Source organism: Microcella alkalica (assembly GCF_014595885.1).
Lineage (GTDB): Bacteria > Actinomycetota > Actinomycetes > Actinomycetales > Microbacteriaceae > Microcella > Microcella alkaliphila_B.
In genome coordinates this window covers 205,599-227,896 of sequence record NZ_JABUKC010000004.1, presented here as the reverse complement: position 1 = coordinate 227,896, position 22,298 = coordinate 205,599, and the positions used below count along the sequence as shown (strand labels likewise).

The 22,298-nt window shown below is 73.2% G+C and carries 20 protein-coding genes and 1 rRNA gene; 12 read left to right on the top strand and 9 right to left on the bottom strand.

The genetic code is table 11. The features are described from left to right. Positions 1-113 (top strand): 5S ribosomal RNA (gene rrf / locus ID804_RS11495); the annotation flags it as partial. A gap of 109 nt (positions 114-222) precedes the next feature. Here the strand turns inward: rrf and ID804_RS11490 are convergent. After that, positions 223-1,083 carry an RDD family protein gene (locus ID804_RS11490; protein WP_169080248.1) on the bottom strand — a complete coding sequence of 287 codons (861 nt, stop codon included), beginning with the start codon at positions 1,081-1,083 and terminating at the stop codon, positions 223-225. 16 nt (positions 1,084-1,099) lie between these two features. On the opposite strand from ID804_RS11490, the gene ID804_RS11485 reads away from it, so the two are divergent. Then, a complete protein-coding gene (locus tag ID804_RS11485) occupies positions 1,100-2,095 on the top strand; it encodes a stage II sporulation protein M (RefSeq protein WP_169080246.1) in 996 nt (331 codons plus the stop codon). A 37-nt stretch (positions 2,096-2,132) separates the two neighbouring features. On the opposite strand, the gene ID804_RS11480 is transcribed toward ID804_RS11485, so the two are convergent. From ID804_RS11480 to ID804_RS11460, 5 genes are read right to left on the bottom strand one after another with little or no spacing between them, the layout of a single operon-like run. Beyond that, positions 2,133-3,458, bottom strand: a complete 1,326-nt coding sequence (locus ID804_RS11480; RefSeq protein ID WP_169080244.1) for a DUF58 domain-containing protein — start codon at positions 3,456-3,458, stop codon at positions 2,133-2,135. A 2-nt stretch (positions 3,459-3,460) separates the two neighbouring features. Beyond that, positions 3,461-4,414 (bottom strand): AAA family ATPase, encoded by a 954-nt coding sequence (locus tag ID804_RS11475; RefSeq protein WP_169080285.1) that lies wholly within the window; start codon positions 4,412-4,414, stop codon positions 3,461-3,463. 32 nt (positions 4,415-4,446) lie between these two features. Next, positions 4,447-5,673, bottom strand: coding sequence for a DUF4350 domain-containing protein (locus ID804_RS11470; protein WP_169080242.1), 1,227 nt, complete (start codon positions 5,671-5,673; stop codon positions 4,447-4,449). Next, entirely contained in the window at positions 5,670-6,338 is a 669-nt protein-coding gene (locus ID804_RS11465; protein ID WP_169080240.1) for a DUF4129 domain-containing protein, read from the bottom strand. The genes ID804_RS11470 and ID804_RS11465 overlap by 4 nt, the downstream gene beginning before the upstream one ends. Further along, a complete protein-coding gene (locus ID804_RS11460) occupies positions 6,335-7,510 on the bottom strand; it encodes a glycerophosphoryl diester phosphodiesterase membrane domain-containing protein (protein ID WP_169080238.1) in 1,176 nt (391 codons plus the stop codon). Before ID804_RS11460 ends, ID804_RS11465 begins: the two co-directional genes overlap by 4 nt. A 132-nt stretch (positions 7,511-7,642) precedes the next feature. On the opposite strand from ID804_RS11460, the gene mtrA reads away from it, so the two are divergent. From mtrA to secA, 6 genes are all read left to right on the top strand, one after another. Then, complete coding sequence (gene mtrA, locus ID804_RS11455; protein ID WP_169080219.1) at positions 7,643-8,323, top strand: MtrAB system response regulator MtrA; 681 nt, start codon at positions 7,643-7,645, stop codon at positions 8,321-8,323. Between the two features lie 4 nt (positions 8,324-8,327). Then, a complete protein-coding gene (gene mtrB / locus ID804_RS11450) occupies positions 8,328-9,947 on the top strand; it encodes an MtrAB system histidine kinase MtrB (protein ID WP_169080217.1) in 1,620 nt (539 codons plus the stop codon). Continuing rightward, positions 9,940-11,631 (top strand): GerMN domain-containing protein, encoded by a 1,692-nt coding sequence (locus tag ID804_RS11445; RefSeq protein ID WP_169080215.1) that lies wholly within the window; start codon positions 9,940-9,942, stop codon positions 11,629-11,631. Before mtrB ends, ID804_RS11445 begins: the two co-directional genes overlap by 8 nt. A 94-nt stretch (positions 11,632-11,725) precedes the next feature. After that, positions 11,726-12,475, top strand: a complete 750-nt coding sequence (locus ID804_RS11440; RefSeq protein WP_169080213.1) for a ComF family protein — start codon at positions 11,726-11,728, stop codon at positions 12,473-12,475. Positions 12,476-12,566: 91 nt separating this feature from the next. Further along, positions 12,567-13,247: a ribosome hibernation-promoting factor, HPF/YfiA family gene (gene hpf, locus ID804_RS11435; RefSeq protein ID WP_169080211.1), complete on the top strand. Its 681-nt coding sequence runs from the start codon at positions 12,567-12,569 to the stop codon at positions 13,245-13,247. A 225-nt stretch (positions 13,248-13,472) separates the two neighbouring features. Further along, complete coding sequence (gene secA / locus ID804_RS11430; RefSeq protein WP_169080209.1) at positions 13,473-16,307, top strand: preprotein translocase subunit SecA; 2,835 nt, start codon at positions 13,473-13,475, stop codon at positions 16,305-16,307. 153 nt (positions 16,308-16,460) lie between these two features. Here the strand turns inward: secA and ID804_RS11425 are convergent, their stop codons facing one another. Beyond that, positions 16,461-16,949 carry an Rv3235 family protein gene (locus ID804_RS11425; RefSeq protein WP_211161227.1) on the bottom strand — a complete coding sequence of 163 codons (489 nt, stop codon included), beginning with the start codon at positions 16,947-16,949 and terminating at the stop codon, positions 16,461-16,463. Between the two features lie 190 nt (positions 16,950-17,139). On the opposite strand from ID804_RS11425, the gene ID804_RS11420 reads away from it, so the two are divergent. Then, the gene (locus ID804_RS11420; RefSeq protein WP_169080207.1) at positions 17,140-17,724 is read left to right on the top strand and encodes a hypothetical protein; all 585 of its coding nucleotides are present in this window, start codon (positions 17,140-17,142) and stop codon (positions 17,722-17,724) included. Here the strand turns inward: ID804_RS11420 and ID804_RS11415 are convergent. After that, entirely contained in the window at positions 17,700-17,984 is a 285-nt protein-coding gene (locus ID804_RS11415; protein ID WP_317451282.1) for a helix-turn-helix domain-containing protein, read from the bottom strand. The genes ID804_RS11420 and ID804_RS11415 overlap by 25 nt on opposite strands. Before the next feature lie 131 nt (positions 17,985-18,115). Here ID804_RS11415 and ID804_RS11410 point away from each other — a divergent pair, with 131 nt between their 5' ends. From ID804_RS11410 to ID804_RS11400, 3 genes are read left to right on the top strand one after another with little or no spacing between them, the layout of a single operon-like run. Then, a complete protein-coding gene (locus tag ID804_RS11410; RefSeq protein ID WP_169080205.1) occupies positions 18,116-18,754 on the top strand; it encodes a CpaB family protein in 639 nt (212 codons plus the stop codon). Between the two features lies 1 nt (position 18,755). Beyond that, complete coding sequence (locus ID804_RS11405) at positions 18,756-20,384, top strand: nucleotide-binding protein (protein WP_169080203.1); 1,629 nt, start codon at positions 18,756-18,758, stop codon at positions 20,382-20,384. Positions 20,385-20,388: 4 nt separating this feature from the next. After that, positions 20,389-21,888: a sensor histidine kinase gene (locus ID804_RS11400; protein WP_169080201.1), complete on the top strand. Its 1,500-nt coding sequence runs from the start codon at positions 20,389-20,391 to the stop codon at positions 21,886-21,888. 129 nt (positions 21,889-22,017) lie between these two features. Here the strand turns inward: ID804_RS11400 and ID804_RS11395 are convergent, their stop codons facing one another. Next, positions 22,018-22,266, bottom strand: a complete 249-nt coding sequence (locus tag ID804_RS11395) for a WhiB family transcriptional regulator (protein ID WP_055859575.1) — start codon at positions 22,264-22,266, stop codon at positions 22,018-22,020. Between the last annotated feature and the right edge of the window lie 32 nt (positions 22,267-22,298).

Below are 22,298 nucleotides of genomic sequence, written 5' to 3'. Positions count from 1 at the left end.
GCGGCCATAGCGAAGGGGAAACGCCCGGTTACATTCCGAACCCGGAAGCTAAGACCTTCTGCGCCGATGGTACTGCGAGGGCGACCTCGTGGGAGAGTAGGACACCGCCGGACTTCTTTCGAGAGAGGCCCCTCCATTCGTGGAGGGGCCTCTCGTCGTTAACGGACGAGCAGGGCCCTCCGAGACGCATCATCGGCGTTCGTGCCGCTCGCGCGTCGCGGTTCAGCCGCGGTCGGGGAACCCGTGCGGCAACGCCGACAGGGTGGGGGCGAGCTGCTCGAGTCGAGCGCGCTCGAGCTCCAGCGCGGTCGACTCCCGCTGTCGGCGCAGCACGGCGATGGCCGCCAGGAAGAGCTCCGGATCAGCATCCGGGATCGGCGAGACGTAGGCAGCGGCGTCGCGAGCGAGCGTCGCCGCCAGCCGCTGCCGGGTTGTCGCCGTGTGCCCGGAGGCCTGCGCGAGGAACTGCGCGATGCGTCGCGAGAGCGCGTCGGGCAGCCGGCCCACGTCGGCGGTGCGGGCCCACTCGGCGAGCTCCGTCGGCACGCCGAAGGTGTTCGACGGCGCCGCGGCGACGCGCTCGTACTGCGAGTAGGTGCCGGCGATGAGGTCGCCGAGCCTCTTGGCTCGAGCGTTGACCATGGCGACCGTCACCGCGACGCCGCCGAAGGTCAGGACGACCTCGAAGAGCCCCACGAACGATCGGATGAACGCGTGCCGGAAGGCGACGGCACCGCCGTCGTCGCGCACGATACGTGATCCGAGCGCCCAGCGACCGAGGGAGCGCCCCTGCGTCGCGGTCTCCACGACAGCGGGGGCGACGACGAGCCCGAGCACCGCGGTGCCGATGCCGAGTGCGGCGAAGAGGTTGTCGGGCACTCCGAGCGTGGGGGCGGTCTCGAGCACGAGCCAGCCGAGCAGCCCGGTGCCGGTGCCGTAGGCGAGCAGATCGATCGCGGCTCCTGCTGCCCGCAATGCGACACTCGTGGGCCGCAGCTGCAGCGCCACCGCCTCTCCGGTGAGCAGCTCGCGGTCGACGTCGACGTCGCTCGCGAACGCCGCGGGCGGCGGTGAGGCGGACATGCCATCATCTAAACAGATGGATCTTGACGCGTACTCCGCTGCCCACGCCGACGAGTGGGAGCGCCTGGGCGCCCTCGCTCGCCGGCGCCGCTTCGACGGGCGCGAGGCCGACGAGCTCATCGATCACTACCAGGCGGGCGCCACGCAGCTCTCGGCGATCTCGACGACCGCGGGCGATGTGCCGCAGCGCGAGCGCCTGTCGGTGCTGCTGTCGCGGGCGCGCCTGCGTTTCACTGGCGCGCAGGCCGAGCCGCTCGCGCAGCTCGCGCGCTACGCGACGCGCGAGGTGCCGGCGGCGCTGTTCCGCATCCGCTGGCTGACGATCGCGGTCGCGATCGTGTTCACGATCGTCGCGACCCTCTACGGCATCTGGATCGCGTCGACGCCCGAGGTGCTCGCCAGCCTTGGCGACCCGGAGACGCTGCGTCGCTACGCCGAGCAGGACTTCGTCAACTACTACTCCGAATCGTCGGAGGCCTCGTTCGCCGGCCAGGTGTGGGTCAACAACGCCTGGATCGCCGCGCAGTGCGTCGCGTTCGGCATCTCCGGCTTCTGGGTGCCGTTCGTGGTGCTGCAGAACGCGCAGGGCGTCGGGCAGAGCGCCGCGATCATGGCCGAGTACGACCGGCTCGACGTGTTCTTCCTCAACATCGCCCCGCACGGTCAGCTCGAGCTCTACTGCATTTTCGTCGCGGCGGCCGCGGGCCTCATGATCTTCTGGGCGTGGGTCGCCCCCGGCTCGCGCACTCGGCTGCAGGCCCTAGCCGAGGACGGCCGGGCCCTCTTCGCGGTCATCGGCGGCCTCGTCGTCGGCCTGCTCGTGAGCGGCGTCGTCGAGGGCTACGTGACGCGGCAGGAGTGGCCCGACGTGATCCGCATCGGCATCGGCACGCTCGCGCTCGCGTGGTTCCTCTGGCTGCAGTGGGTCGTCGGCCGGGCGGCGACGCGCGACGGCGAGACGGGCGACCTCGACCCGATCAGCCGCGGCGCGCGGGTCGTCGTCGCCGACTAAGTTGACCGAGCCGGCTCGTCGGGCGCCGCAGCGAGCCCTACAGCCGCCCCGCCGCCTTGTACGCGAGGTACCGGTCGGCCACGGCGGGCGGCAGCTCGAGCGGCGCGGCCGTCACGACATCGCCGCCGAGGCGCTGCACGGCCGCGGCCACGCGCTGAGCATCCAGCATCGCCCGCTCGGCGGCCGCGGCGCGATAGACCGATGCCCGATCCGAGCGGTCCTCCGCCGCCGAGAGCAACGCGGGGTCGGTGACGGCCGCCACGAGCACGAGGTGCTTGCGGGAGAGCTGCGGCAGCATCGCGAGCAGCTGGCGCGTCGAGCCGGGCGACTCCAGCGGCGTGCACAATACGACGAGCGACCGCTGCGAGGTCATCGAGCGCACGAGCGCGGGCACGGCCGTCCAGTCGGTCTCGAGCAGCTCGGGGTCGATGGGCGCCATCGTGTCGACGAGCTTGGCGAGCAGGTCGGCGCCGCGTGCCCCCTGCACGCGGCCGCGCACGCGCCGGTCGAAGACGGCGACGTCGACGCGGTCGCCCGCCCGGTCGGCGAGGGCGGAGAGCAGCAGCGTCGACTCGAAGGCGGTGTCGAGGCGCGTCTCGTCGGCGATGCGCGCGGCGGCGGTGCGCCCCGAGTCGACGATGACGACGACGTGGCGGTCGCGCTCGGGTCGCCAGGTGCGCACCATGAGTGTCGGCGCGGGGGAGCCCGCCGGTCCCGGGCCGCCGGCGCGGCGGGCGGTCGCGCGCCAGTCGATCGAGCGCACGTCGTCGCCGCGCACGTACTCGCGCAGGCTGTCGAACTCGGTGCCCTGACCGCGCACCATGATCGAGGTGCGACCGTCGAGCTCGCGCAGGCGCGCGAGCCGCGAGGGCAGGTGGCGTCGCGCGGCGAACTCGGGCAGCACCCTGATCGCCCCCGGCACGAGGATGCTCGCCTGCCGCCCCGCGAGCCGCATCGGCCCGATCGCGCGGATCGTCACCATCGCGGCACGTCGCTCGCCGCGCCGCCACGGCCGCAGCACGCTGCGCACGGCCCGGCGCTCGCCCGCGGGCACGTCGAGCCGCTGGCGTCGGGGGCTGATACCGGCCGAGGGCTCCCAGGCATCGCGGATCACGCCGCGCAGCCGACGCCTCGAGCCGTTCGTGACGAGCAGGGTCACGTCGACCTGCTCGGTCAGGCGCACGCGATCGGGGCCGGAGCGCTCGAGCACCGCCGCCCGCGGGGAGGCGGCGAGCGCGGCATCCACCGTCATCAGCACGAGGCAGAGTGCCACCCAGCCGACGTACGCCCAGCCGCTCTCGAGCACGACGACGGGCACGACGCCGAGGGCGACGAGCGCGACGAACCAGCCGGTGATCGCCATGGCTACAGCGGCACCTGCACCTGCTGCACCACCGAGCGCAGGATGGTGTCGGCCGACACGCCCTCGAGCTCGGCCTCGGGGCGCAGGCCGATGCGGTGCCGCCACACGGGCAGGATCATCTGCTGCACGTGGTCCGGGGTGATCGCCGAGGCGCCCGACAGCCACGCCCACGCCTTCGTCGCGGCGAGCAGCGCCGTGGTGCCGCGCGGGCTGACCCCGAGCCGCACCGAGGGGCTCTGCCGGGTGCCGCGAGCGAGGTCGACGATGTAGGCAAGCAGCTCGGGGGTCGCACCGACCGTTGCGACGGCGGCGCGGGCGGCGGCGATCTCGTCGGCGCCGAGCACGGGCTGCAGGCCGGCGGCGGTGAGGTCGCGCGCGCTGAAGCCGTTCGCGTGCCGCTGCAGCACCTCGACCTCGGCTTCGCGCGGCGGCAGGTCGAGCACGAGCTTGAGCAGGAAGCGGTCGAGCTGCGCCTCGGGCAGCGTGTAGGTGCCCTCGTACTCGACGGGGTTCTGCGTCGCGGCGACGACGAAGGGCTCTGGCAGGCGGTGCGTGACGCCGTCGACGGTGACCTGCCGCTCCTCCATCGCCTCGAGCAGCGACGACTGCGTCTTCGGCGGCGTGCGGTTGATCTCGTCGGCGAGCAGGATGTTCGTGAACACCGGCCCGCGCCGGAACTCGAAGTCGCCGGCCTTCGCGTCGTAGACGACCGAGCCGGTGACGTCGCCCGGCATGAGGTCGGGCGTGAACTGCACGCGCGTTGTGGTGAGGCTCAGCGCGTGGCTGAGCGAGCGCACGAGCAGGGTCTTCGCCACGCCCGGCACACCCTCGAGCAGCACGTGCCCGTTGGCGAGCAGGGCCACCATGAGCCCGCTCACGGCCGCCTCCTGGCCGACGACGGCCTTGCCGACCTCGTCGCGCACGCGCGCGAAGGATGCCCGCAGCTCGCTCTCCATGTTCTCTCCTCCGTGGGGGGTCGTGGTCTCGGTCACGGTGATGCTCCGTCCGCTCGGTCGTCGAGGGCGACGCGGCGCCGCACCTGCCGCTCGAGCTCGAGCAGCTCGTCGCTGAGGCGCACGAGCTCGCCGTCGTCGCGCGGCTCGCGGTCGACGAGCAGGGCGCGCAGGCCGGTGAGGTCTCGGCCGGTGATGCCCGCGACGGCGGCGACGATGTCGTCGACGCCCGCCGCGGAGCCGAGGGCGAGGCCATCGGCGAGCCGGCGCAGCGTGCCGACCCGCAGGGCGTCGAGCGCGCGCAGCCGAGCGCCCGATGTCGCGTAGAGGCGCGCGCGCCCCTCCATCGTCTCGGTCGTGCGCACGACGACGGGCAGGTTCTCGATGACGACGGGGCCCAGTCGGCGCCCGCGCCAGATCGCCGCGGCGAGGCCGACGGTGAGCGCGAGCCAGGCGACCGGGTTCACCCAGCCGGGGTAGAGCTCCGACAGCGGCGTGTCGCCGCCGGCGAGATCGGCGGGCGAGGCGACGTACCAGACAAGGATCGGATGCTCGCCCGCGAGCCCGAGTGCGAGCGCGGCGTTGCCCTGCACCCCCAGGAAGCCGTTCTGCACGACCGCACTCGCCCCGAGCAGGTGCAGCGCGCCCTCGCCGCCTGGCTGCTCGAGCGTCACGAGCCCGGAGCCCTCCGACCCGGTGAAGCAGGCCTCGGCACCAGCCGCGGCGCTCGCGTCGAGCGCGACCCCGTCGGCGGTGATGCTGCCGGCGCGCTGCGCGGCAGGCACCGAGCATCCGGCCTCGTCGCGCACCGCATCGATGACGGGGATGCCCGGGGCGACCTCGGCGGCGAGCGCCCCGACCGCGAGGGCGGGCGGCTCGATCACGATCACGCTCGCGGCGGCGCCGTCGAGTCGCTGCCACTGCTCCGCGGTGAGCACGGCGCGGGGGTCGGCGGCGACGAGCGTCGTCGCTCCGGGGTCGTCGACGGCGGCGAGCGCCTCGTCGAGGGTCGACGCGACGACGACGTCGATGCCCTGCTCGCCGAGCACCTGCACGAGGGCGCGCGACCCCGCCGGGGCGGCCTCATCGGCGTCGAAGCGGTTCGCCTCGCTCGCGGTGCGCGTGGTGAGCCCGTACACGGCGGCGAAGGCGACGAGCAGCACGGCGACGACGATCCAGAACAGCCAGCGGCGCAGGGCGCGGCGCACGGTGGGGGTGACGACCCCGGCCGGTGCGTCGGCGCGCGCGGCGGTGATCGTCATCGCGGCACCGCCGGTGCGCTCGGGGCGGCCGACGCGAGCTCGGGCTGCGTGGCGACGAGCCGCTCATCGAGGGCGCGCACCCGCTCGTAGCCGTCGCGGTCGCCCGCGCGGTCGAGGTAGCGCACTCCGTCGAACAGGTCGGCGGCGGCCTCCAGCTCGGCGCCCGCGTCGGGGAAGGTGCGCGCGCCCTGCCGGGCGACGGCGTGGGCGGTCGTCCCGGGCAGGAGGGAGACGAGCGTGCGCTCGTCGAGCCCGCGGGCGATCGCGCGGTAGCGGTCGGCGATGGCGGTGCGCCAGTCGCCGCGCGCGGCGGCGGTCTGGGCATCCCGTCGCAGCTCGCGCGCGGTGCGCGCGTCGCTCTCGCCGAAGAGCTCGTCGGTGACGCGCGACCGCCGGCGGAACCTCGGCAGGCCGTACACGAGCAGCGCGACGAGCACGGCGGCGGCGACGATCGCGAGGCCCACGAGCAGCACGCCGAGCGGGAAGCCCCCGCCGCCTCCGAGACGCAGGCTGCCGAACCAATCGAGCACCGCCTGCACGAGCAGGTCGAACCAGGTCGGCTGCGCCTGCGCGTACTCGAGCTTCGACAGCTCGTCCAGCAGCAGGTCGCGCGCCTCGTCGGCGTCGGGCTCGAGCGGAGCCGCGAGCAGCCAGCCGGGCGTCACGACGCGGCGGGCAGGTAGGGGTCGGGGGTCGAGGCGCCCTGGGCGCGCGCCTCGACCGTGCGCTGCAGGTCGAGGTCGAGCCCCTCGTCGCGCATGCGCGCGTCGACGTACAGCAGCGTCGCAGCCGCGGCGAGCAGCACCGCGCCGATCGCGCCGACGACGGCGCCGAGCACGAGCGCCACGAGGTTGAGGGCGATGAGGAACCCGAGGTCGGTCGTGAGGTCGCCGGTCGGGTTCACGAGCGCGCCCGCAAGCCCCGCCGCGAGGCTGAACGGTGCGGTGACGATGCTCGCGGCCGTCTGCACGACGACGTTCATGAGCAGCAGGATGCCGAAGGAGCGCCAGAAGCGCCCGCGCACGAGCGCCCATCCGCGGCTCACCGCGACGCGGAGCGGCAGGCGCTCGAGCACGATCGCGTGCGGCACGAAGGCGAGCTTGATCCAGAGCCAGGCGGCGAGCACGGCCATGCCGAGGCCGCCGCCGATGCCGAGCAGCACGCCGGCGACGATGCCGGCCTGATCGCCGAGGGTCACCATGGCGAGCACGATCGCGACGAGGATGGCGATCGTGGCGACGAGCGCGCCGCTCAGCAGCATCGCCCAGCCGATGAGGGCGCCCCAGCGCCCGCGGCCGCGCGCCCAGATCTGCCGGAAGGTGAGGCGCTCGCCGAGCGAGGCGCTCGCGACCTCGATCGCGATGACGCCCTGCAGCACGGCGCTGACGATGACCGAGAGCGCGGCGGTGAGCAAGGCGGAGAGCACCACGAGGGCCCCGGTGCCGACGGCGATCGCCTCGGCATCCTCGGGCGCGGCGCGGGCGATGCGGTCGGCCCCGACGAGGGCGACGAGCGTGACGACGGCGCCGGTCACGAAGGTGACGAGTGTCGTCAGACCCACGCCGACCCCGAACACGGGTCGCGGGTTGCGGCGCAGCACGCGGAAGGTCGTGCCGAAGACGGTGCCGAAGTCGAGGGGGCGGAGGGGGAAGAGGCCCGGCTTGGGCGGCGGGGCCCAGCCGACGGGGGCGGCGGAGGGAGCGGATGACCAGGGGGATGCGCCCGCGGTCTCGGCGACCGGCGGTGCCGCGCTCGCGGCGGGGCTCGCCCACGGGTTCGCGGGCTGGCCGGGGCCGAGAGGCTCGGAGGGCGCCTGCCAACTCGCGTCGTTCGTCATCTCGCGCGTCCTCACCCCGGCTGCCGTTCGCTGTCGAACGTATGGTGCCACACTCGTCTAGGCTGGGGCGAACACCCGTCGGGGGCGCGCAGCCAGGCGACCCGAGCAGGCCGAGGAGGGCTCGAGAGCACCATGACCCCGCGCATCCTCGTCGTCGATGACGACATGGCGCTCGCCGAGATGATCGGCATCGTCCTGCGCGGTGAGGGGTACGACCCCGTCTTCTCGCACGACGGCGGAGAGGCGGTCGACGCCTTCACGCGGCACCAGCCCGACCTCGTGCTGCTCGACCTCATGCTGCCGGGCATGGACGGCATCCAGGTGTGCCGGGCGATCCGCGAGCAGAGCGGCACGCCGATCATCATGCTCACGGCGAAGTCCGACACGGCCGATGTCGTGCAGGGCCTCGAGAGTGGCGCCGACGACTACGTCGTGAAGCCCTTCAACCCGAAGGAGCTCGTCGCACGCATCAAGACCCGGCTGCGCCCCACGCCGCAGGCGGCCGTCTCGACGCTGCCAATCGGCGACCTCGTCATCGACGTCACCGGGCACGAGGTCAAGCGCGGCGACCAGGCGATCTCGCTCACGCCGCTGGAGTTCGACCTGCTGCTGGCCCTGGCCATGAAGCCCAACCAGGTCTTCACGCGCGAGATGCTGCTCGAGCAGGTGTGGGGCTACCAGTACAAGGCCGACACCCGCCTGGTGAACGTGCACGTGCAGCGCCTGCGGGCGAAGGTCGAGCTCGACCCCGACGAGCCGCGCATCGTCATGACCGTGCGCGGCGTGGGCTACCGGGCCGGCGCGACCGCCTGAGCCCATGCCGCCCCTCGACTGGCGCGACTGGCTCTCGCGAGCCAGGAGGCTGTGGCGCAGCTCGCTGCAGCTGCGCACGGTCGCGATCACCGTCGCGCTCTCGACCGTCGCGGTGACGATCATCTCCGGCTACATGTCGATCAGCATCGCCACGAACCTGTACGAGGCGCGCAAGCAGCAGGTGCTCGCCGAGGCGCGCCAGGCGACGGCGACCGCGCAGCAGGTGTTCGACTCCTCGGTCACGCAGACCGGCACGATCGACCTCGAGACGGCGAACTCGACCGCGCAGACCACGATCCGCTCGGCGGGCTCGAACCCCGGCGGCACGCAGTACGCGATCCTGCGCACGGAGGGTCAGCAGTCGCCGCAGATCATGCAGCAGACCTCCACGCGCGAGCTCGACCTCTCGGTCATCTCGCCCGAGCTGCGCGCGCAGGTCGCCGAGGGCGACGGCTCGGTGTACGCCCAGGCCGTGACGATCGACACCGAGACCGCGGTCGACCCGGGCATCGTCGTCGGCGGCGCGATCGAGGTGCCGACCGCGGGCCAGTACGAGGTGTACCTCGTCTACAACGTACGCGACGTGCAGCAGACCCTCGACTTCGTGCAGCAGACCCTCGTGATCGGCTCGCTCTTGCTCGTGCTCACGATCGCCCTCGTCACCTTCTTCGTCGTGCGCCTTGCGATCGAACCGGTGCGCGTCGCGGCGGCGACGGCCGAGAAGCTCGCCGCCGGTCAGCTCGAGGAGCGCATCCCCGAGCGCGGCGAGGACGTCATCGCGACCCTCGCTCGCTCGTTCAACCGCATGGCCGACAGCCTGCAGCGGCAGATCACCCAGCTCGCCGACCTCTCGCGCGTGCAGCAGCGCTTCGTGAGCGACGTCAGCCACGAGCTGCGCACGCCACTGACGACGATCCGCCTTGCCGGCGCCGTGCTCTACGACCAGCGCGAGCAGTTCCCGCCGGCGACGGCCCGCACCGCGGAGCTGCTGCACACCCAGGTCGAGCGCTTCGAGGTCATGCTCGGCGACCTGCTGGAGATGAGCCGCTTCGACGCCGGCGCGGCTCAGCTCGAGACCGAGCCGACGAACCTCGTGCGGCTCGTCGAGGACTCGCTCGAGGGCATCCGCCCGCTCGCCGACGAGAAGGGCAGCGAGCTGCGGCTGGTCGCGCCGGGCGGGTACTTCGAGGCCGACGTCGACGCGCGTCGACTGCGCCGCATCCTGCAGAACCTGCTCGGCAACGCCGTCGACCACGGCGAGGGGCGGCCCGTGGTCGTGCACGTCGACTCGGATGCCCGTGCCGTCGCGATCGCCGTGCGCGACTACGGCATCGGCATGAGCCCCGAGCAGCTCGAGCGCGTGTTCGACCGCTTCTGGCGCGCCGACCCCTCCCGCCAGCGCACGACCGGCGGCACCGGGCTCGGTCTCGCGATCGCGACGGAGGACGCGCACCTCCACGGCGGCGTCATCGACGTCTGGTCTGCGGAGGGGGAGGGCACGTGCTTCCGCCTGACGCTGCCCCGTCGCCCCGGTGAGCCGCTCGGCACCTCGCCGATCGAGCTGCCGCCCGCGGATCCGTTCGATGCGGCGCTCGCCACCGAGCAGGGGAGTCACGATGACTGAGCGACGACTCCGCGCCACGCTGCGCCGGTGGGGCGCGCTCGCGCTGCTGCCCGTCGTGCTGCTGACCGCGTGCGTGCAGGTGCCCTTCTCGGGCCCGGTGCAGCCCGGCGGCGAGATCGAGCAGGACGTCGACGCAGACTTCGACTTCCTGCCCTCGGGCCCGACCGAGGGTGCGAGCCAGGAGGAGATCCTCGCCGGCTTCCTCGCGGCGACGACGGCCTCGCAGAACAACTACCGCATCGCCCGGCAGTACCTGGCTGAGGAGGCGCAGCTCACCTGGAACCCGTACGCCGGCACACTCGTGCGCGCGCGCGAGGGCGAGGTCGAGCGCGTCGACGACCAGACGCTCACCTACACCGTGCCGGTGTCGGCCGAGGTCGACGGGCTCGGGCGCTACAGTCAGGCGGCCTCCGGCCCGCAGGAGCTCGCGCCGTTCCGCTTCGTGGAGGAGGAGGGCGAGTGGCGCATCGCCGAGCTGCAGGACGGCATCCTCATCTCGCAGCAGGCGTTCCCCTCCGCCTTCAGCCCGCACGCCGTCTACTACTACGATGCCGCGTTCCAGAACCTCGTGCCCGACCTGCGCTGGTTCCCGACCCGCGCCGAGCTGGCCTCGCGCGTCGTCCGCGCCGTGCTCGAAGCGCCGACGACCTGGCTCGAGGGCGCCGTCGTCTCGGCGGTGCCGGAGGGCACGGCGCTCGCCGCCCCCGTCGAGGTCGTGAGCGGGCAGGCGCAGGTCGACCTCACCGACGAGGTGCTCGTGATCGACGACGGCCAGCGCCGCGCGCTGCGCCGCCAGCTCGAAGCGAGCCTGCGCAACGTCAGCGGCGTCGCGGCGGTGCAGATCACGGTCGACCAGAATCCGGTCGCGATCGCCGAGGGGCCGATCGGCCTCGACGTGCCGCCGCAGGTCGACGCGCGCCTGCTCGTGCGCACCGAGGAGGCCTTCGGCTTCGTCGGCGGATCCGGCATCGAGCAGCTCGGCGAGCTGAGCGACCGCGTGCTCGAACTGGGTGCGACCGCCGTCACGCTCGGTCCGAGCGGCACGCTCGCCGCGGCCCTCACCTCGGCAGGCGTGTGGTCGGTGCGCACGGGGGATGCCCCGCCGGCGCTCCTCGACGCGCGTCAGGGTCTCGTCGCCCCGAGCGTCGACGGGTACAGCTTCGTGTGGAGCGCGACGGCGAGCGGCGCCGGCGGCATCCGCGCGACCGAGCTCGACGGCACCCCGCACGCCGTCGAGGCGGCGATCGGGCCCGACGACCGCGTGGTCTCGCTCGACGTCTCGCGCGACGACGCCCGCGTGCTGCTGCTGCTCGACGGTGCGAGCGGGCCGCGCCTGGTCGTGGCGGGCATCATCCGCGACCCGGAGTCGAACGTGCCCGTGCGCCTCGGGCAGTTCGAAGAGCTGCCGGTCGTCGAGGGCACGCCGATCGACGCCGCCTGGGTCGATGAGGTGCGCGTCGCGGTGCTCGTCTCCGACGACGAGGGCCCGCTCGCGCAGCTGCTCGAGATCGGCGGCCGCTCCCGCTCTCTGGGCCGACCCGCCGCGGCGGTGCAGCTCGTCGGCGGCAACGGCGGCACCGACGGCCTGCGCGCCCTGACCACCGAGGGCGTGGTGCTCGAGCCGCGCGGCTCCGGCTGGCAGGGCACGGGGGTGACCGCGGTCTTCCTCGGCGTGCAGCAGTAGCGGCCGCGCCTCCCCACGGCTGGCCGAGCGCGGCCTTCCCCGCGCGGTGCCGCGTGCGCCCCTGCACCATTGCTGCTCGGCGCACACTGGCGCGATGCTGCTCGCTCGCGCCCTGCTCGACGCCGCCGCGCTCGTCGCGCCCGTCGACTGCGCAGGATGCGGTGCGCCCGACCGCGCCCTGTGCCCCGCGTGCGCCGCGCAGCTGGCTCCCACCCCGCGCACGGCGCTCCTCGACGTCGCACCCGACCACCCGCCCCTGCCGATCGTCGCCGGCACGGCCTACGCCGGCGCCGCGCGCGCGGCCCTGCTCGCGCTCAAGGAGGAGGGTCGCACAGAGCTCGCCCGCCCCCTGCGCGCGCCGCTGCTCGCCGCGCTCGAGCTCGCCTACGCGCTGCCGCTGGCTGAGGGCGCCGTGCTCGTGCCCGTGCCGGGCTCGCGCGCGGCACTCGGCCGGCGCGGCTTCCAGCCGGTCGAGCTGCTCGCCCGCCGGGCGGGCCTCGCCGTGGCCCGTGCGCTCGAGCTCGCGCCCGAGCCGCGCGACGGTCGAGCGGTGGTGCAGAAGCAGCGCTCGCTCGCCGAGCGCACGAGTCTTCGCAGCGAGCCCCGGGTGACGCGCGACCTCCAGGGTCGGCGGGTCGTGCTGCTCGACGACGTGGTGACGAGCGGGGCGACCCTGCGCGCCGCCGCGCGCGCCCTCGCGCGGGCCGGTGCCGCGGTCGTGGGCGGCGCCGCGATCGCCGCGACGCCGCGTCGGCACGGTGAGTCAGCCATCCGCTGGCACCTCGTCGGCGCACTCAGCGCCCGCCAAGGGGATGAACCGGGAACACCTCAGCGGGCCTCGTGACAACGCCCCGCGACAGGACTAGCGTGACGTCATGGAAGGCGTGATCACCGCCTGACCGCAGGCGGCACGCTCAACGGTCAAGGAGGTCGACGTGGACATCACCATCACGGGTCGCAACATCGGGATCACCGACAGGTTCCGCGACTACGCCACCGAGAAGGCGGAGAAGGTCTCCCACCTCGCCGATCGTGCGCTCGCGCTCGAGATCAAGGTCTCGCGCCACCACGAGAAGGTCGGCGGGCACGCCGGAGACGACCGTGTGGAGATGACGCTCGTGGGGCCGGGCCCCGTGGTGCGCGCCGAATCGGCGGGCAGCGACAAGTACGTGGCCTTCGATCTCGCGATCGACAAGCTGCTGGAACGCCTGCGGCGAGCCAAGGACAAGAAGAAGGTCCATCGCGGCCAGCATCGGCCGGTGTCACTGCGGGAGGCGAGCGCCGACGGCTTCCGCGTCGTCGACATCACGCCGGCCGACCCGGAGACGATCGCGAAGGTCGCGACGGGGTCGATCCCGACGGTCGACGAGGCGACGGCCGACGGCGAGGAGGCCTACTCGCCCGTGGTCGTGCGCTCGAAGGTCTTCCCGGCGGCGTCGATGACCGTCGACGAGGCCGTCGACCAGCTCGAGCTCGTCGGCCACGACTTCTTCCTCTTCATCGACGCCGAGACCGATCGCCCGAGCGTGGTCTACCGCCGCACCGGCTGGAACTACGGCGTCATCGGCCTCGAGACCGAGCAGGAGGCGCCGGCGAAGAGCCGTCGTCGCGGCTGAGCCGCTCCCTCCGGCCCCCACGGTCGGATGCCCGCAGCGCCGGGTGCGCGCATCGCACGCACCCGGCGCTGTCGCGTTCGCTCTCCGACCAGCGCCGAGCGCGGGTTGCTAGCATGGGCCCGCCGCACCGCGCGGTGGGCCGCCGCATGCCCGGGCTCCGATCCCGACGGCGTCCCCGAGACCTGAGGGCCGTGCAGCGCACGCCCGATGAGTGGAGTTATCGAAGTGGCGAATGTTCTCGAGCGAGTCCTCCGGGTCGGCGAAGGCCGCATCCTCCGCAGGCTGAAGGCGTACGCCGACGCGATCAACCAGCTCGAGGACGACTTCACCGAACTCACTGACGACGAGCTGAAGAACGAGACCGCCGAGCTGCGCGAGCGCTACGGCAACGGCGAGTCGCTCGACGACCTGCTGCCCGAGGCCTTCGCCGCGGTGCGCGAGGCGGCCAAGCGCACGCTCGGCATGCGGCACTTCGACGTGCAGCTCATGGGCGGCGCCGCCCTGCACCTGGGCAACATCGCGGAGATGAAGACGGGTGAGGGCAAGACGCTCGTCGCCACGCTCGCCGCGTACCTCAACGCGATCCCCGCGCGCGGCGTGCACGTCATCACCGTCAACGACTACCTGGCGAGCTACCAGTCGGAGCTCATGGGCCGCATCTTCCGCGCCCTGGGCATGACGACCGGCTGCATCCTCTCGGGCCAGACGCCGGAGGTGCGCCGCCAGCAGTACGCGGCCGACATCACCTACGGCACGAACAACGAGTTCGGCTTCGACTACCTGCGCGACAACATGGCCTGGCAGGCCAGCGACATGGTGCAGCGCGGCCACTTCTTCGCGATCGTCGACGAGGTCGACTCGATCCTCATCGACGAGGCCCGCACGCCGCTCATCATCTCCGGCCCCTCCTCGGGCGAGGCCAACCGCTGGTTCCAGGAGTTCGCGCGCATCGCCACGCGCCTCGTGCCGGGTGAGGACTACGAGGTCGACGAGAAGAAGCGCACCGTCGGCGTGCTCGAGCCCGGCATCGAGAAGGTCGAAGACTACCTGGGCATCGACAACCTCTACGAGTCGGCGAACACGCCGCTGATCTCGTTCCTCAACAACGCCATCAAGGCCTCGGCGCTGTTCAAGCGCGACAAGGACTACGTCGTCATGAACGGCGAGGTGCTCATCGTCGACGAGCACACGGGCCGCATCCTCGTGGGCCGCCGCTACAACGAGGGAATTCACCAGGCGATCGAGGCGAAGGAGGGCGTCACGGTCAAGGCCGAGAACCAGACGCTCGCGACCGTGACGCTGCAGAACTACTTCCGCCTGTATTCCAAGCTCTCGGGCATGACCGGTACCGCCGAGACCGAGGCGGCCGAGTTCATGAGCACCTACAAGCTCGGCGTCGTGCCCATCCCGACGAACCGCCCCATGCAGCGCATCGACCAGCCCGACCTCGTCTACAAGAACGAGCAGGCGAAGTTCGAGCAGGTCGTGGAGGACATCGTGCGCCGCCACGAGAAGGGCCAGCCCGTGCTCGTCGGCACGACGAGCGTGGAGAAGAGCGAGCTGCTCTCGCGCATGCTCGCCAAGCGCGGCGTGCGCCACGAGGTGCTCAACGCCAAGAACCACGCCCGCGAGGCGGCGATCATCGCCCAGGCCGGCCGCATCGGCGCCGTCACGGTCGCCACGAACATGGCTGGCCGCGGCACCGACATCATGCTCGGCGGCAACGCCGAGTTCCTCGCCGTCGCCGAGATGAACTCGCGCGGGCTGAGCCCCGTCGAGACGCCCGACGAGTACGAGGCGGAGTGGGATGCGGTCTTCGACCGCGTGAAGGAGCAGGTCGCGGTCGAGGCCGAGAAGGTCATCGCCGCCGGGGGCCTCTACGTGCTCGGCACGGAGCGTCACGAGTCGCGCCGCATCGACAACCAGCTGCGCGGTCGCTCCGGCCGTCAGGGCGACCCGGGCGAGAGTCGCTTCTACCTCTCGCTGCAGGACGACCTCATGCGCCTGTTCAACGCGGGTGCCGCCGAGGCGCTCATGAGCCGCTCGAACGTGCCGGACGACCTCGCCATCGAGTCGAAGGTCGTCAGCCGCGCGATCCGCTCGGCGCAGTCGCAGGTCGAGTCGCGCAACGCCGAGATCCGCAAGAACGTGCTCAAGTACGACGACGTGCTCAACCGCCAGCGCGAGGCGATCTACACCGACCGCCGGCACATCCTCGAGGGCGACGACCTGCAGGAGCGCGTGCAGTCGTTCATCGAGGCCGTCATCACCGAGGTCGTCGAGTCGCACACCGCCGCGGGCCACAGCGACGACTGGGATCTGGACCAGCTCTGGACGGAGCTCAAGACCCTCTACCCGGTCTCGCTCACGATCGACGAGGTCATCAGCGAGGCGGGGCCCAAGCTCACGAGCGCCTTCCTCGTGCGCGAGCTCGTCTCCGATGCGAAGCTCGCCTACGCGAAGCGGGAGGAGAGCCTCGGCCGCACGGCGACGCGCGAGCTCGAGCGTCGCGTCGTGCTGAGCGTGATCGACCGCCGCTGGCGCGACCACCTCTACGAGATGGACTACCTGAAGGACGGCATCGGCCTGCGCGCCATGGCGCAGCGCGACCCGCTCGTGGAGTACCAGCGCGAGGGCTACGCCCTGTTCCAGTCGATGATGGGCCAGATCCGCGAGGACGCGGTCGGGTTCCTGTTCAACCTCGAGGTCGAGGTCACGGGCGGCAAGGGCACCGCGCAGGTCACGGCGAAGGGGCTCAACGCGCCGCAGACGCCGCAGAACCTCAGCTACACCGCCCCGAGCGCCGACGGCGACGTGGAGGTGCGCAACCAGCGCGGGCAGTTGCAGCAGGCCGAGACGGCGAAGGCGCGGCAGGCCGCACCGACCGCGACGCCCCGCACGGGCGGCGCCCCCGCGGCGCGTCCCGCTGCGGGCCGACCGGGTGCGCCGGCCGCGCGCCCGGCGGGAACGACCGGAGCCTTCGGGCAGCGCACCGACGGCGAGTCGGCGCCGGCGCCCGCCAACCGCGCCGAGCGCCGCAAGAACGACCGCAAGGGCTGAGCCGAGCGGCTCGGCACGAGAACGGCCCCGGGGGAGCATCCCTCGGGGCCGTTCTCGTCGGAGCGCGAGCCTGGGGGCCCGCTGCGCTCCTCGCGATCGACGTCGGGGGACGGTGATCGCGCTCGCTGCGGCGCGCTCGATCGGCGCCGCTGGTCAGAGCACGTGGATGGCGCTCGCCCGCCAGCGGCGGTCGAGCCCCTCCAGTCGCACGGCGACGGCGCGCGACCGCGCGCGAGAGTTCACCACGACGACAGCCTCGATGATGCCGTCGCGGGGCTCGCAGATGATCGTGGAGCCGAGGGCGAACGCCGGGCGGATGACCGGCTTGCCGCGCGCGGCGCGGGCGCGGGCGGAGATCACCTGGCGCTTCAGGAGCGTGGAGTAGACGTCGTCGGTGACCCAGCGGGCGATCTGCTCGAGCTCGCGCGCCCCGGCGAGGATCTCGACCACGCAGCGGGTCAGGTTCTCGACGAGCGGGCGGGGGTCGGGGAGGTCGGCGGTGGAGGTCGGCTGGTAGTCGAAGAACTCCTCGTGGGCGATGCGCGCGTGGATCGTGCGGCCCGAGCGCGGGCGCTTCGGTGCGGGCGCGGTCTCGGTGACCGGTGCGTTCTCAACGGCGGGGGCGGCAGCGACGGGGCTCATGATGCGACTCCTCTTCTCCGAGGCGGGCCGGTCGATCGACCTCGCGCGGGGCGCTCAGCAGACCGAAGCGATCACCCCCGTTCGGGGGGCGATCACACCTAAGCAGAATGATTCCTCACTGTCCAGGGGGTGGCGCCGATTGTGGAGAACCATGTCGCGAGCGTCGGAGGCGGTGGCTACCGTCGCCCGCATGCGCTGGGATCACCTCTTCGACGACCTCGCCGGCCAGCTCGAGCACGAGCTGCGCGCGGAGGAGGCGGATCTGCAGCAGGAGGAGGAGCGCCTGCGTCTCGGTCGGCTCACCCTGCGCGAGCGCATCGCGGCGGTCCAGCGCTCGGCGGACCCGGCGGCCCGCCGCATCCGCTACCGCTCCCTGGCGGGCGAGATGCACGTGCTCCGGCCCCTCACGGTGGGGCGCGATTGGATGGCGGGCGACCTCGACGACCGCTCCGGAGTGCAGGCCGTCGTGCCCTTCTCGGCGATCGATGCGCTGCTGCTCGACCGCGGGCAGGTGGAGGCGTCGCTCGCGCCCGCACCGGAATCGCCCGTGCTCGCGGCCCGGCTCGGCATCGCCTTCCTGCTGCGCGACCTGTGCCGCCGCCGGACGGCGCTCGCGGTCGAGACGTCGACCTCGGTCGTGACCGGCACGATCGATCGCGTCGGGCGCGACCACCTCGACCTCGCGGTGCACGAGCTCGGCACGCCGCGACGCGAGAGCGCCGTCGATCACATCCGCGTGATCGCGCTCGATCAGGTGCTCCTGCTGCGCCTCTGATCGGGGAACATCTCCGCGACGTCGGCGTACTCGGCCTCGTGCCAGAGCGCGAGGCGCCGACTCTCGTCGTACTTGTCGGTGATGAACGACTCCAGCACGGCGTGCTCGACCCGCCACTGCCCGATCGAGCCGAGCCGGATCGCGGGAAGCTCGCCCGAGCGCACGAGCGCCAGCACCTCCGCCGCGGTCAGGCTCAGCACCTCGGCGACGTCGGTGAGCGTCAGGAAGCGACCCATCGCACTCGAGGTCTGCTCGGACATGCGTCGATCATCCCACCGTCCTCGAGCGCGACGCCGCTGTGTGGATAACTGCACGGCACGACGTGGTGCATTGCTCAGTATCGTTCGCGTTCCGCCGGGCCCCGCGCCCCTCGACCCCCCAGGGAGCCTTCATGCCTCAGCGCGATCGCGACGACCGGCCCTCGCGCCGCCGTGCGCCCGACCCGCGCCTGCTCATCGGCCTCGCCCTCGTCGTCGCCTCGATCGCCGCCGTCGTCGGCATCGTCGCGGTCAACGACGACGGCGTCGAGGTCTACGCGGCGCCCCGGCTGCTGACCGCGGGCGAGCGCGTCGTCGCCGACGATCTCGAGCTGCGTCGCGTGTCGCTCGGCGCGGACGTCGATGCCTACCTCACCGCCGACGCGATGCCGGAGGAGGGCGTCGTCGTCGCTCGCACAATCGGGGAGGGCGAGCTCGTGCCGTTCGCCGCAGTGGGCGACGAGCGCGGCCCCTCCACAACGACGATCGTGGTCGCGCTCACCACGCCCCTGGGCGAGACGGTGCGGCCCGGTGACGTCGTCGACGTCTGGGCCTCCCCGCAGGAGGAGGCCGGTCGGTTCGGCGCGCCCGTCGTCATCAGCTCCGGCGCCCAGCTCGTGCGCGAGCTCGCGGAGGAGGGCCTCGTCGCCGGCGCGGAGGCCGCTCGCGTCGAGCTGCTCGTGCCTCGCCGTGACGTCGCGCGCATCCTCGACGCCCTCGCCAACGGCGACGCGCTCGCGGCGGTGCCGGCGGCCATCGCGCTGGGGCGCTGACGTGCAGGTCGCACTCGCCCTTCCCGGTCTCGACGCCGACGCCGTCGAGCTCGCGCTGCTGCGCGCGGGGCATCGCATCGCGTGGCGGGCCACGGGCCACGACGAGGTGCTGGCGCAGCTCGGCGAGGTCGTCCCCGACGTCGTGCTCGTCGCCGACGACCCCGCCGTGGCGACCGCCGAGGTGGTCGCGGCCTGCGACCTCCTGGGTGTGCGCACGTGCCTGGTGCGCGCCGACGATGCGCTCTCGGCGACCGCCGGACTGCTCGGCGTGCACGACATCCTGCGCGCCGTGCCCGGTCGCCCGATCGACCTCGCGGTGCTGTCGCCCGCGTTCGACGCTCTCGACGGCGGCATCGACGAGGCGGCCGGTGCGCATCCCGGCTTCGCGGGGGCCCGCCCGGCCACGCCGTCGACCCCGATGCCGGATGCTCCGCCCGCCCTCGCGCCGTCGACCGATCTCGATCCCGCCGAAGACGGCGGGCGTGCGCGGCGCGACGATGCTCGTCGCCTGCGGCCGCGCGCCCCGCACCGCATCGACCCTCCCGCGCTCGAGCCGGAGGCCAGCAGCTCGCGGAGCGCCGACCGTTTCGCCGCGCGCGGAGTCCGACGGTGGCCCTGGTCGCGCTCGACGCGCGACGCGGAGCTGGCGGCGCCGCCCGCGCCGCCGGCTGCGGCGGCCGAGCACGCCGGAGAGATCGCAGCGGACGCGGCCCCCCTCGGCGCGGCAGACGAGAGGGAGGGTGCGAGCGACTCGCCCGCGCGTCGCATCGTGGCGGTGTGGGGCCCGGCAGGAGCCCCCGGCCGCACGACGATCGCGATCGCTCTCGCCGCCGAGCTCGCGTCGCGCGGGCTCGAGGTGTGCCTGGTGGATTCCGACACCTACGGGGGCACGATCGCGCCCGCGCTGGGGCTGCTCGACGAGGCACCGGGGTTCGCCGCCGCCTGCCGTCTCGCGGGCTCCGACGCGCTCGACGACGGCGAGCTCGACCGCATCGCCCTGACCTACGGCGGCACGGCCGCGCCGTTCCGCGTGCTCACCGGCATCGGGCGGCCGCACCGCTGGCCCGAGCTCTCACGCGACCGCGTGGCGCGGGCGCTCGAGGCGACGCGGTCGTGGTGCGACGTCGTGGTCGTCGACACGGGCTTCAACCTCGAGACCGACGAAGAGGTCTCGAGCGATCTGCTCGCGCCACGCCGCAACGCCGCGACGATCGCGGCGCTGCGGGCGGCGGACGACGTCGTGGTGGTCGGCGCCGCTGACCCCGTCGGCCTGGCTCGACTGCTGCGTACGCACGCCGACCTGCTCGAGACCGTGACGACCGATCGTGTGCACGTCGTGGCCAATCGGGTGCGGGCGAGCGTGCTCGGCATCGACCCGGCCGGGCAGGTGCGGCAGACGCTCGACCGCTTCGGGGGCATCACCGACCCCGTGCTCATCGCCGACGACCCGGGCGCGGCCGACGCGGCGCTGCTGAGCGCCCGCACCGTCGTCGACGTCGCCCCGCGCTCGGCGCTGCGGGCCGGTGCCGGGCGCGTGGCCGACCGGGTCGGGTTCGCACCGGCGCCCGCGAGCGGTCGGGCACGGGCGCTGCGCTCCGGCCGAGTGCGCGCGGCGGACGGGGTAGCCTGACGGGGTGTCGACCCTGTCCGATCTCGTGCACGAGCACGCCGCGCTGACCGACGCCGACATCGAGTGGCTGCACCTGCTCATCGCCGAGGGGCAGCTGCTGGCCGATCTCGCCTTCGCCGACATCGTGCTGTGGGTGCCGACGACCGAGGGCGGCTTCGTCGCGGTCGCGCACGCGCGGCCGTCGAGCTCGGCGACGCTGTTCTACCGCGACTTCGTGGGCCAGGAGATCAAGCCCGAGTGGCGGCGGCAGGTCACGCAGGCCTTCGAGAGCGCGAGCATCGTCGACTCGAGCGCGCCCGACTGGTACGAGGAGACGCCCACGCGCGTGCGGGCCGTGCCGGTGCTGCGGCGACTGTCGCCGGGCGGCAAGGCGGTGGGGGAGCATCCGATCGCGGTGCTCACCCGGCACACGAACCTCAGTGAGGCGCGCATGCCGAGCCGGCAGGAGCTCACCTTCAACGAGTGCGCCAACGACCTCTTCGAGATGATCGCGAGCGCCGACTTCCCCGACCTGGCGGCGCCGAGCGGGCCGCGCCGCGGTGCGCCGCGCGCCTCCGACGGGCTCATCCGCCTCGATGTCGACGGCATCGTCACCTTCGCGAGCCCCAACGGCCTGAGTGCCTTCAACCGCATGGGCTTCGCGGGCGAGCTCGAGGGCGAGTCGCTCGCCGACGTCACGACGCGCCTCGTGCACGGCAAGGCCGTCGTCGACGAGTCGCTGCCGCTCGTGGTGACCGGCCGCGCGCCCTGGCGCACCGACATCGACGCGCGCGGCGTGACGGTGAGCCTGCGGGCGATCCCGCTGCGGCTCGGCGGCGTGCGCATCGGCGCCATCGTGCTGTGCCGCGACGTCACCGAGGTGCGCCACCAGGAGCGCGAGCTCATCACCAAGGATGCGACGATCCGCGAGATCCACCACCGGGTGAAGAACAATCTGCAGACGGTCGCCTCGCTGCTGCGCATCCAGGCCCGCCGTACGCACAGCGAGGGGGCGCGGGATGCCCTGACGCAGGCCATGCGTCGCGTCGCGGCGATCGCCGTGGTGCACGACACCCTCTCGGAGGGCCTCAGTCAGAACGTCGACTTCGACGAGGTCTTCGCGCGCGTGCTCATGCTCATCGCCGAGGTGGCCTCGAGCCACAACACGGTCGTGCGCCCGCGCTCGACGGGCAGCTTCGGAACGCTGCCGAGCGAGTACGCGACGCCGCTCGCGCTCGCGCTCACCGAGCTCGTGACGAACGCCGTCGAGCACGGTCTCGTGGGTCGCGGCGACGGCGAGGTCGAGATCATCGCGACGCGCAGCGACGACGGGCTCACCGTCAAGGTGCGCGACAACGGCGGCGGCCTGCCCGAGGGCAAGGTCGGCACGGGGCTCGGCACGCAGATCGTGCGCACCCTGATCCAGGGCGAGCTCGGCGGCACGATCGACTGGCACACCCTCGAGGGTGAGGGCACCGAGGTCACGATCGAGGTGCCGCTGCTGTACCTGCGGCGCCGCGGCTAGGCGGTCGGGCAGCGCAGGCGCGCAGCGCGGTCGCGGCGCCGGTCGGGCATCCGGTCGCCGCGCGGAGGGCAGAGGAACGCCCCGCCTCCGCGCGACGACCGCAGCGACGACGGGGCGGGTCTGTGGCGGCTAGGAGGCCCGGCGGGCTCGCGCTGCGCGGCGCTTGAGAGCTCGGCGCTCATCCTCGCTGAGGCCGCCCCACACGCCCGAGTCCTGGTTGGTCTCGAGGGCGTACTGCAGGCACGTCTCAGTCACCGAGCATCGGCCGCACACCGTCTTGGCCTTCTCGATCTGGTCGACCGCGGGGCCGGTGTTGCCGACCGGGAAGAACAGCTCGGGGTCAGCGGTGAGGCAGGCTGCCTTGTCACGCCAGTCCATGGGACAGTGCTCCTTGGGTTGGGCTGCGGGCG

Coding starts and splice junctions, on each gene's coding strand:
- ID804_RS11490 (WP_169080248.1), bottom strand. CDS start 1,083: ATGTCCGCCTCACCGCCGCCCGCGGCGTTCGCGAGCGACGTCGACGTC.
- ID804_RS11485 (WP_169080246.1), top strand. CDS start 1,100: ATGGATCTTGACGCGTACTCCGCTGCCCACGCCGACGAGTGGGAGCGC.
- ID804_RS11480 (WP_169080244.1), bottom strand. CDS start 3,458: ATGGCGATCACCGGCTGGTTCGTCGCGCTCGTCGCCCTCGGCGTCGTG.
- ID804_RS11475 (WP_169080285.1), bottom strand. CDS start 4,414: ATGGAGAGCGAGCTGCGGGCATCCTTCGCGCGCGTGCGCGACGAGGTC.
- ID804_RS11470 (WP_169080242.1), bottom strand. CDS start 5,673: ATGACGATCACCGCCGCGCGCGCCGACGCACCGGCCGGGGTCGTCACC.
- ID804_RS11460 (WP_169080238.1), bottom strand. CDS start 7,510: ATGACGAACGACGCGAGTTGGCAGGCGCCCTCCGAGCCTCTCGGCCCC.
- mtrA (WP_169080219.1), top strand. CDS start 7,643: ATGACCCCGCGCATCCTCGTCGTCGATGACGACATGGCGCTCGCCGAG.
- mtrB (WP_169080217.1), top strand. CDS start 8,328: ATGCCGCCCCTCGACTGGCGCGACTGGCTCTCGCGAGCCAGGAGGCTG.
- ID804_RS11445 (WP_169080215.1), top strand. CDS start 9,940: ATGACTGAGCGACGACTCCGCGCCACGCTGCGCCGGTGGGGCGCGCTC.
- ID804_RS11440 (WP_169080213.1), top strand. CDS start 11,726: ATGCTGCTCGCTCGCGCCCTGCTCGACGCCGCCGCGCTCGTCGCGCCC.
- ID804_RS11425 (WP_211161227.1), bottom strand. CDS start 16,949: ATGAGCCCCGTCGCTGCCGCCCCCGCCGTTGAGAACGCACCGGTCACC.
- ID804_RS11420 (WP_169080207.1), top strand. CDS start 17,140: ATGCGCTGGGATCACCTCTTCGACGACCTCGCCGGCCAGCTCGAGCAC.
- ID804_RS11415 (WP_317451282.1), bottom strand. CDS start 17,984: ATGTCCGAGCAGACCTCGAGTGCGATGGGTCGCTTCCTGACGCTCACC.
- ID804_RS11410 (WP_169080205.1), top strand. CDS start 18,116: ATGCCTCAGCGCGATCGCGACGACCGGCCCTCGCGCCGCCGTGCGCCC.
- ID804_RS11395 (WP_055859575.1), bottom strand. CDS start 22,266: ATGGACTGGCGTGACAAGGCAGCCTGCCTCACCGCTGACCCCGAGCTG.